This is a genomic window from Oscillibacter sp. KLE 1745, from assembly GCF_000469445.2.
GTDB lineage: Bacteria > Bacillota > Clostridia > Oscillospirales > Oscillospiraceae > Oscillibacter > Oscillibacter welbionis.
Genome location: NZ_KI271764.1, coordinates 5,743 through 6,057, shown reverse-complemented (window position 1 = coordinate 6,057; position 315 = coordinate 5,743). Strand labels below are relative to the sequence as shown.

The 315-nt window shown below is 72.4% G+C and carries 1 protein-coding gene; it reads right to left on the bottom strand.

Annotated features, from left to right (window positions below):
• Positions 1 to 11: 11 nt before the first annotated feature.
• Positions 12 to 315: polyprenyl synthetase family protein (locus HMPREF1546_RS15635; RefSeq protein ID WP_021752114.1), on the bottom strand; the 304-nt coding region annotated here is incomplete at its 5' end.

Genomic DNA, 315 nt, shown 5'->3' with positions numbered 1-315 from the left:
GGCCCCGCTCTTCACTTGTTCCGCTCCGCCAGGGAGTCCGCCAGGGCGGCCAGGAAGCCGTCCGTGTCCCAGTCCGCCACCGCGGCCTTGGCCGCCTCCGTATGGGCGCGGACCGCCCGGCTGCAGCCCTCCAGCCCCAGCAGGTCCATGAAGGTGACCTTCCCCTCCTCTTTGTCGGAACCGATGGGCTTGCCGAACTCCGCCGCGTCGCCGCACACGTCCAGCATGTCGTCCCGGATCTGGAAGGCCAGCCCCAGCTCCTGGGCGTACGTTTCGGCGGCGGCCATCAGCCCGCCGCTTCCGCCCGCCGCGGCC